We start from the raw sequence: 9,320 nt of genomic DNA on the forward strand, positions 1-9,320 counted from the left end.
TGCTATCCGAAGCACGTCCCTAACAGGCTCGTCACGCGGCTAGGCGCCCGTGCTCGATGCTCGCACCGGACTTGCCTACCAGCCTGAGAATCACGACTTCTTCGGTGGCCGATACCGTCAGCGGTATATACCTCGATCCGTTTCTACCGACGACGGTTTTCACCTCTGGCGAAACTACTCAGGAAGTGCGTTTCGAATAGCTGCCTCGATAAACTCAGACACGGTCTCCCCTTGTTGGATGGCCGCGATCTTGGCTCTCCGGTACACCTCAACATCAAGCGCTAGAGATGTCTTCGTACGCCGAGGACCGGCCGGACGTGCGGCTTCAGAAGCAGAGAACGTTTCCGAGACCGGCCGGATGGGAGCTGCGGCCCGTGGTCGCAAACTACGGCTCACCGGTTCCGATTTGCCACTCATTTAGTCACCTCAACGATCTCGTCCATCAGGTCTCGATAGCCGAAGAAGCTTGTTGGACATGTGCCGAATGACTGGCGTATCGCCTGTCGCTTCCCAATCACATTCTCGAATACGAACACCCCTTCCGATTCAAGGGCCTCCTTTGTGAGCTCGAGCAGCTTAGTGCCGAGCTCAACGCTCGTGAGAAGGACGCCAGCTGGCTTATGTGCAGCAGCCTCCAACGTCGGCCAGACGCGCTGGAGGTCCAACCCAGACGGCGCAGTGGGGACCACGACAACATCAGCCGCATCGATCGCGGCCTGAATGATGTCAGCAGCACCCGGAGGCGTGTCGATCACTGTGATGTCGCTACTAGATGCGCGCGAAAGCGTGATCTTGTTCGCGGGCGAGACTTGAAACGGCAAAGGCGCACTCCCCTCCGTCGCAATCTCAGCCCAACTAGTGGCCGACCCCTGAGGGTCCGCGTCTAGCAACTCAGTCGACTTGCCCTGCGCGCTCGCGACCGTCGCTAGGTAGATGGCAGTGGTCGTCTTACCGACGCCACCCTTGGTGTTAACTACCGCAATCTTCAAAACCCGCTACACCTCAATCTTTCTATACCGCGATACCGCTGTACCTATTTTGGTCATCACCTTGATACCAAAACTGCAGCACAGGAGCGCGCCAGCCACGCCGGACATCCCGAAATACCTTTGGAAAGATAGCGGTACATCAGTAATCACCGTCAGACGGGTACTGGTGTTGCGGTGTGTACCGGTGTCGGTTTTGCGGTATATACCGCCGTGGATGTGCCGCAGCCGATGACCGCCTACAGAGCCGTAGGCGGCGCCAAAAACTCCACCTCACCTAGGCGTGTCGATAGGATTTGTGGCGCCAAGTGTGGGAGTTTTCCTCCCATGGCGACGAAGCAGCGGGGCCCCGGGCGACCGTCATTCGGCGAGCGCATGCGCGTGCCCGTCCGTATGGCCCCTGAGGTGTACGAGGCACTTCGGGTGGAAGCCAGGTCTAGAGGCGTCTCGATGTCTCAATACTTGTCTGACCTCGCCGCCATCAATCTTGGCCTGCCCGAGGCCGTAGTTCCACCTGCAGATGAGGAGGCAATTTCAGCGTGAAGCGGTGGCCGGCCCGCGCCCGGCCAACAGTTGAACACCCCGCAACCCTGAAATGACTGATCCCGGCCCACTGGCAGGTGGACCGGGATCGAAAGTCAAGAGTTCGAGTTACCGCTCAAACTCGGTGTTGCTCACCAATTAGGAGAGCTGTGCTTCCAGGCACCTCTCAGAGTAAGTCATACCCATCGGATGGTCCAGTCGATCTGATCGGCGTGTCTCGCTCTGACCGCGATAACCTCACAACCCGAGATTCCACCTGGTGGTGGGACTCTGTGGTGTGCGCGTGGAGTCCGCGCCCGTATGTGCGTGTCGACTCGCACAAGGCGCATACCTTCGCCGCCACCAGGCGTCTCACCGACGGCGCGCCGGGGGAGGGGACGCCTTTCGCCCTGCACTTGACCGATGAATCGGGCAAGTTTCGGCTCCTCGCGCTCGATTTTGACGCCCACCATGCCGGCTCAACGGCAGACAAAGACCTCGCAGCGTGCACAGCTGCCTTGACTGCCGCGGGCATCGAGCACCTGGTGTGCTCGTCAGGACCTGGTGGGGGATACCACGTATGGATCCGGCTGAGCACCGCCGTCTCCGCGCAGCGGCTGGCACCGATCCTCGACGCTTTCAGCGCCGCGTGGCCCTCGCTGGATCGGGGCCCGCTGGCTAACTCGCGCACGGGTTGTGTCCGCGCCCCGGGCTCGCCCCACCGCGCCGGCGGCACATCGATGCCCCTGACAGATCCGCATATCCGGCCGGTGTCCCTGCGGGCCTTGCGCACAGTTCTCACGCAGCTGACACAACCCCCTCAGAGCAAGGGCGCCTCCGCCGCCGGTGCTGGGATCGCCCCGGTTCCTGTGCACGTCGATGTGCAAGGCCATCCGTACCTGGCCGGGCCCAGACGCCCCCTGAACCCACAGATTCGTGCCCTTGCCCGCGCCCCGATCACCGACCGCACGGATGCCTCCGCGGTGGGGTGGTCGGTCCTGCTGGCCTGCGCCCACGCCCGGATGCAGTATCGCGACCTGCACGAGGCTGCCTTAACTGACCGTTGGCCCGGGTTGGAGTTCGTCCGCACCCACCGCACCAACGCAGGGGAGCGCACCCCCCGGTTAGACGCGACCGCCGAGTTGGCCCGCCAGTGGGCCAAAGCCGTCACCGCAGCCAGCTACACCCAGTCCAGCACTGCAGGACCCTCGCCCGCCCGCCGCGCTGCCGAGACCACTGTCGCCGACCTGCTCACCCGCATGGACTCCCAACCCCACCGGTGGTCCGGCAAGACCGGAGCCCAAGACCGCCTCGTGCTCCTGGCACTGGCAGCCCGCACCGTCGCAGCCGCGACAGCGGAGGTGCACCTGTCCGAGCGCGACTGGGCCCTGGCCGCAGGTCTGACCAGAGACACCGTCGCCGACCGGCTGAAAGCGCTTGTCCAGCAGGGGTGGGTCGCCCGCGTGCAGCGAGCAGCCGGCCCCTGGGCGGCAGTGTGGCAGATCGTAAGACCCGGGGGCGGGGAGCAAAGAAGTGGCGCAGTATTTACCCCGGAGATGCAGAGCCAGCTTGACGCTGAGCTCGAATGCGCCCGAGAGGACATCTGGCATGCCCGTGCTCTCGGGGTGTTGGGCATGCGTGTGTGGACGCACCTGTCCGCTGGCCGCCTATCGGTGCGTGAGCTGGCGACCAGGCTCGGGATCTGCCCGGCGACGGTGCGCAGCAAACTGCGCGCACTGCACTCTCTGGGTCTGTGCACCGCTGATGGCCGCGTGTACCGGGGTCGGTCGCGGTTAGCGCGAGCGGCCGTTGCTGCTGGTGTCGATGGTGCGCACGCCGATCGGGTGCGCCTGTACCGGCTGCATTCGGCGGTGTTCGTGTGGTGGTTCACCACCCGGCACCAGCCGCAGCGCTCCGACGCGTTGGGGGAGTGGGGCGAATTCCCCGACCCTGATGAGGCTGAGCAGATCCACCCGACCGACATTGCGCTGGCCTACGGCGCTACCTCGACCGGCCCGCCAGTGTCGGCCACCACCTGGGGCGCGGCGATGGCTGCCCAAGATCTTCATCGCGAGGCCGATCCCGACAGTTGGTGGGAGCTGGTCGCCGCAGCCCGCGCGGCACTGCCCGCCCCCGACATGCTGCTCGCCCCGCACCAGTGGGCTCGCACCGCAGCCTGACCACTGGCGCCAAACGAGCAGGGGCGAGTCACCACAGGTCGGGGGAGGAGTCGGGTGATGGCCCCCATGGCGAGCTCGTCGTGGGATGGGTGTCCGGGCCGGGTTCGTGTTCTGCGGCTCGGGATTCGAGGTAGGAGGCGACAAAGTCCTCGGCAGTGAAGGACGCTGCACGGGCTACCGCCGTGGCCACAGGGTCGGCGGTGAGGGCGCGGTGGGTCTCTGCAAGCCAGGTGGTCAGTTCGGTGTCGCATCCCGGGGCCGCGGGTGGGGGAGTGGGCAGGGTGTTGGTGTCGGTGGTCTCACCGGTCGCGTGGCGTATCCGGTGGGCGATGACGGTGCCTGGCTTGTTGGCAGTGTCGAGGGTGTCGGTGGCGTTGTCCCATTCCTCGCGGGGGTCGAGGCCTCGGATGGCTGCGTCGGTCCACGCGCCTTCCAGGGCCTGGTATTGGTCGGGGTCTGCCTCGAGCTGGTGGGCGTAGGCACGGGGGAGTGCGTCGATGTAGGCCGGGAGGGTGGCGGCGGTAAAATCGCGGGCGGCGAGGTCCACGCCGTGGCGGTAGAGCTGGGCGAGCCGTTCGTCGCTGGTGGCGGCCGCGTATTCCTGGCGCAGGGTTTCGGTGGCCGAGGCCTGGTGGGTGTCGCGGGCCAGCACCCCGGTGAGCACCTGCTCGGGTGTGGGGGCGTGGTGGTCGCCGGCGGAGTGCATGTGTGCGTCTTCGGCGCCCGTGTCGAGGGTGGGTTCGCATACGGCGTAGGCGTGGTTTTCTCGTCTGCCGCGGGTCATGGCGACATACAGGCCGGCACGGTCCACGCCAGCGTCGATGACGGCGTGGACGGTATCGACGGTGGCGCCCTGGGCGCGGTGGATGGTGGCGGCGTAGCCGAGGTGGATGCTCTTGTCGGCGTAGCTGGCGGGGATGAGCATGTCTTGGCCGGTGGAGGAGTCGCGTACTGCCAGTGAGCCATCATCGGTGATGCCGGTGACGGTGAATAGTTGGCCGTTGATGACCCGTCCGAGGTAGGTGCGGTTCTCGGTGTAGAGCGTGGAGTTGGTTCGGGCGATGACGGTGTCGCCGACACCAACGGTGTCGCCGCGAGCGACCCTGGTGGTGTGTGCGTCGTCGACGAGGCCGTGGGCGATCCGGTCGGCTCGGATGACCTCGTTGAGGGTGTCGACATCGGTGTTGGTCGAGGCGATGATCAGTGCCTGGCGGCCCGCCTTGGTGTCGGCGAGGAACGCCTCGGCGGCGTCGGTGAGCATCTGCTCGCGGTGCCCGCCGGTGATCCATCCGCGCTCGTTGTAGAGAGCCAGTGCGCCGGGATCGCCTTCGCGCAGGCCCAGGGTCGCGTCGGCTTGTTCGGTGTCTGAGCCCATGCGCATGACCTCGCGCAACTGAGGCGTGCCTGGGGTGCGGGTCAGGTCGGCGAACAGACCGCCGGTCTCGACTGCCGCGAGCTGTTTGGGGTCGCCGATCAGGCGGAGGATGGCCCCGGATTCGGCGGCGATTTCGGTCAGTGCTGCGAGGTTCTCGGTGCTGGCCATGCCGGCTTCGTCCACGAGAAGCATGTCCCCAGGTTTGATCGTGACCGGCAGTGCGTCGAGGGTCTTTCCGGGTAGGGTGGGGTGCTTGCCCATCCAGGTGAAGGTCAGTGAGTCGATGGTGTGACAGTCGGTGCCGATGTCGCCTGCGAGGACGGCCGCTGCTGCTGCGGAGGGTGCCAGACCGATGACCGATCGGCCGGTGTCGCGCCAGGTTCGGGCGACGACCTTCATGGATGCGGTCTTGCCGGTCCCAGCCGGTCCCACGCCTGCGGCGAGCAGTGTTCCGGCACCGATGAGATGCGCCGCGAGGGCAGTTTGTCCGGCGTTGAGGGACCATCCTTCGGCGTCCTCGTGCGTCTTCAGTGCGCGGTCGAGATCGGCGCGGGTAGCGATCACCGCGACCGGCGAGTGGGCCGCCTCCAGGGTGGCGGTCTCGGCGTCGAGGACTGCCTGGGTGGTGTATTTCTCGGCGTTTGCGTGCCGGTCAATGCCGGCCCCGTCCGGCCCGGTCAACGCACCCGGAAGGTCCAGACTCTCCGGCGGGGTCAGCTGCACCACGAGCTCTCCCATGGCGGTGGCCATGACCTGTTCGTGCGCCTGGTCCAGCGCCTCGGGGCCCTCGAATCGGTAGCCCTTGAGCACGGTGGAAACGGCGGTCTCGACGTGGGAACGGCGAAACTGCGCTCGCCGAGCTGTCACCGCGTCAACCGCCTGCTCGGCCACCTGTCGGGCGTGGACCTGGGCGTCGAACAGCTCCCGCGACAGCTGGCTCTGACCCTGCCCGGTGACCTCGCCAACCACGCTGTCCACTGCGTGCGTGCCGACGACTTTTTCGGCCATCTCCCGCCAGGTGGCGCGGTGTTCGGTCAGTGATTGGGCGGGCTTTCTGGCGTCGCGGGTGTCGAGGATGGCCTTCTGCCACAGGGCGTAGGACGCCCGCTGGGAAGGCTGCCGATTGTTCTTCTCAACGTACTCAGCCACCAGTCGGTCATAGACCGGCCTGGCCAGGGCCCGGCGGGAGGAGAAGGCGTCGATCAGGCGGCGGTCGATCCCAGCGATCTCCCATATGGGTGCCTTGTCCGGGTGCGGGTAGTTGGCCTGGAACTCCACGCCCATGCGACGGGTCAGAAGGTCGTGCAGGATCGCGTCATACCGAGCGGAAATGGCTTGGTGCATCTGATGGATCGCGCGAGAGTCCAGCGACAGCCACCGCCCGTCAGGGCCTTGGACCTTGTTGGCCACAAGGACGTGGGAGTGCAGGTCCGGGTCCCCGCACCGGGTATCAAAATGGGTGAACTCCGAGGCGATGATCCCGCCGGTTGTGACCTGCTTGATACCGCCGGTCCCGACGCGCGTGTAGATCGCGTTGTCCTCGGCCCATGCCAGTGCTTCGGCCACGGCTTCGTGATGCAGGGCGGCCACTTGGGAGGCAGTCTGCTCGTCGGCCAGCGCCCACAGGACGCTGACACTTTTCACCGGAGAGAACGTGAAATCGAACCCTGCAACCGCCTGGCGCACCTGGTCGCGCTCCCGGTTGACCCACGCGATGACGTCCTTGCCGGAGGCGTGCTCGTAGCCGAACTTCTCCGCGTAATACGGCCGTGCGGCGCCCTCGGCGATCTGGCCTCGTTCATCGGCGGTGGGGCGCCGCCCTTCGACAGCGAGGAACGTCTTTTCCGCGGCGGATATCGCTTCCAGAACGTCCACGCCGCCGGTGTAGATGGGGAAGGATCGGCCGAGCTTGCAGGCCGACAGGCTTTGGCCGTCGGCCATCATCTGATCGGTATCCGGATGCAGGCCTTCGCCGTACAGGGCCGCCATCTGCGCCTCGGTCACCGTCGACCCAGAGGCCACGGACTGGGAGTTCAGCCCCTGAAGTCCACTACCGATCCATCGTCCCGGCGGGGTCCCCTTAGCGGCGTAGTAGTCCGACAGGGCCATGCCTTGCGGGTCGGCGTCGTGAGTGGCGACCGAGCGCAGCAGGTACTGGTATCCAGTACCCGCATGGACCGCCCGCAGACTCATCACATACGCCAGCGTATGCGGCCCGTAACGGCCGCGTCTACGCGCCAGCACGCGCGCAGCGCTGACCAGCGGTTTTCCCTCCTTCACTGAGAGTGCCTACTGTGTGTGGCTGTTTAATCGAGCGGTAGCGGGTGCTCAGTCTGGCCACAACGGTGGCGGCTCTACGGGGGACGGAATGAGCGACGCGGTGGCCGATGGGGGAGTGGTTGCTGCTCGCGGGTGTCGTAGGAGTGCTCTAGGGTTTGGTCCATGGCTGCTACGAAGACTGATTCGCGTTCCCAGACCGCCCGGGCCCGTGCCCGCCAAGCCATGGCTGACGAGCTCGAGCGGGCGCGCAAGCGCGAGTCCAAGCTAGTGGCGGTGTTCTCCGCGATCGACGCCCGCGCCGACGCAGAGGCTGCCCTAGGGGAGGCGCTGATCGAGCTGAAGGGCCTCGGGGTCGCGCAAGCAGACCTGGCCGAGATGACTGGACTGTCCGCCCGCGAGGTCGGCGCCGCGATCCGCGCCGCGAAGGACCGCACCGTCACCGGGGAAGGAACACCGGAGACCACTGACGAGCAGGCGTCGGACACGGCCTCGGACCACAACGGTGCCGAGCCACACTGACCCGCGCACCAGTCCCGCAGACGTGGACATTCCTCTGCCAGGCCTGGACCTGATTCCGGCGCCTGCCCCCTCGGCCGCGGCGCGGCGGTCTCGTCCCTACAGTTCGACACTGCCGCCCACCCAGGCGGCGATCGACGCGTTCTGGTCCCGGGTCGTCAAAGCGCCCGGGGACGGGTGCTGGTTCCTGATCTCAGCGATCAGCGGCGTCGACGGGTATACACGCCTGACGTGGAGATCGGGTGGGATCAGTCGAACCGAGTCCGGGCACCGATTCGCACTCCTGCTCGCCGGCCAACTGGACGATGGCGTGGTGGCCGAACACCGCTGCAACGAACCCCTGTGCGTACGCGTCGACCCGGGGCATGTCGTCGCCTCTACCCAGTCAGCAAACCTGCGCTACGCCGTCGCGTGCGGTCGCACCGGCGCCATCCGCAACCCCGACCAACACACCAACCGCCACGCCCGATCCCTAGCCGTGCGAGACGCACTCGCCGGCGGCTGGGACGCGCGCGCCTACGCCCGCGCCTGTGGCAACGCCGCGCCCCTCGACACACCCTCACTGTTCTAGAGCCTGGGGAGTACAGTCGCTCGCAGTAGTGGCCTCGCCGACGGCGGGGCCTTTCTTTTTGGCGGCTCCGGATGTGTCAGCGGGCCGCTGTTTGTCGACGTTGGCGGCGCAGCTGCCAGTACCGCGGGATCGTCCATCGCAGCGGGGTCCTATCGATCACCCACAGCGCTATCGCCGACCGATAGCGCACGCCCGTGTCGCACCGCGAACGACCAATGACCCACGAACCACGCCAACAGCCCCAGCGCCGCGACCGTCGGCGCCCACGTACGGCCTTGCAGCACACCGAGCAGCCCAATCACTGCGCAGAACCCACCGGCCCCACGCGCGACCGGAGGCACGGCCAAGGCGCCGGCAGCGACCACCGCGGTAGCCTGCAGCGCCGTCGTCAGATCCCACATCGGGACTCCTCCTTGCCGCCCGTCTGCTCGCAGCAGAGCACCCATTCGTGGGCGCGGCTCGTGCCGACCTGTTTTCGGTTGACCTGCTGTCAGTGTGACTTCTCCCCCCGACAGTCAGTGCCCCACGTGCCCTGGCGAGCTCCGCTAGGACTCGCCCGGATGTTCCGGCGTGCGGGCGGCCTCGCGCAGCGAATCCAGCACCTCCCGCAGTGTGTCTGAGGTTGCCTCCGCCCGGACCCGTGCCCGGTCGGACTCCTCGGCCTTGGTGCGTGCGACGGCGGCGTCCTGGCGCGTTTCCTCGAGCTGGCCGCGCAGCTGCTCGAGCTCGTCGCGCATTCCCTCGAGCTCGCCGAGTGCTCGGTCGCGGGATGCGACCGCATCGTCCCGCTCTGCAGCAGCCTGCTCGGCCGCCTCCAGGGCGTGGGCCTCACCCGCGCGAGCAGCATCGAGCGCGACCGCCGTGGCCTCATCCGCCTGCTCCGCGGCCCG

Annotated in this window: 5 protein-coding genes and 1 pseudogene; 3 read left to right on the forward strand and 3 right to left on the reverse strand. The window is 66.8% G+C overall.

The window, feature by feature from the left end:
* Nucleotides 1-413: 413 nt before the first annotated feature.
* Nucleotides 414-989, reverse strand: coding sequence for a ParA family protein (locus G6020_RS04675; RefSeq protein WP_007633959.1), 576 nt, complete (start codon nt 987-989; stop codon nt 414-416).
* 842 nt (nt 990-1,831) lie between these two features.
* On the opposite strand from G6020_RS04675, the gene G6020_RS04680 reads away from it, so the two are divergent.
* On the forward strand, nt 1,832-3,688 hold the full coding sequence (locus G6020_RS04680; RefSeq protein ID WP_007633957.1) for a hypothetical protein: 1,857 nt from the start codon (nt 1,832-1,834) through the stop codon (nt 3,686-3,688).
* Nucleotides 3,689-3,716: 28 nt separating this feature from the next.
* Here G6020_RS04680 and mobF read toward each other — a convergent pair whose 3' ends face one another.
* The gene (gene mobF / locus G6020_RS04685; protein ID WP_043569151.1) at nt 3,717-7,256 is read right to left on the reverse strand and encodes a MobF family relaxase; all 3,540 of its coding nucleotides are present in this window, start codon (nt 7,254-7,256) and stop codon (nt 3,717-3,719) included.
* A gap of 249 nt (nt 7,257-7,505) precedes the next feature.
* Here mobF and G6020_RS04690 point away from each other — a divergent pair, with 249 nt between their 5' ends.
* Complete coding sequence (locus G6020_RS04690; protein ID WP_241731593.1) at nt 7,506-7,862, forward strand: hypothetical protein; 357 nt, start codon at nt 7,506-7,508, stop codon at nt 7,860-7,862.
* A 310-nt stretch (nt 7,863-8,172) separates the two neighbouring features.
* Nucleotides 8,173-8,430, forward strand: a complete 258-nt coding sequence (locus tag G6020_RS16915; RefSeq protein ID WP_241731592.1) for a hypothetical protein — start codon at nt 8,173-8,175, stop codon at nt 8,428-8,430.
* A 545-nt stretch (nt 8,431-8,975) separates the two neighbouring features.
* Here the strand turns inward: G6020_RS16915 and G6020_RS04700 are convergent.
* A pseudogene (locus tag G6020_RS04700) lies at nt 8,976-9,320 on the reverse strand (hypothetical protein); the annotation flags it as partial.

It is taken from the genome of Dietzia sp. B19 (assembly GCF_014145155.1).
In the GTDB taxonomy this organism is placed as follows: Bacteria; Actinomycetota; Actinomycetes; order Mycobacteriales; family Mycobacteriaceae; genus Dietzia; species Dietzia natronolimnaea.

Bases quoted from the DNA above. Each gene is read 5' to 3' on its own strand.
- mobF (WP_043569151.1), bottom strand. From the start codon at position 7,256: ATGAGTCTGCGGGCGGTCCATGCGGGTACTGGATACCAGTACCTGCTG.
- G6020_RS04690 (WP_241731593.1), top strand. From the start codon at position 7,506: ATGGCTGCTACGAAGACTGATTCGCGTTCCCAGACCGCCCGGGCCCGT.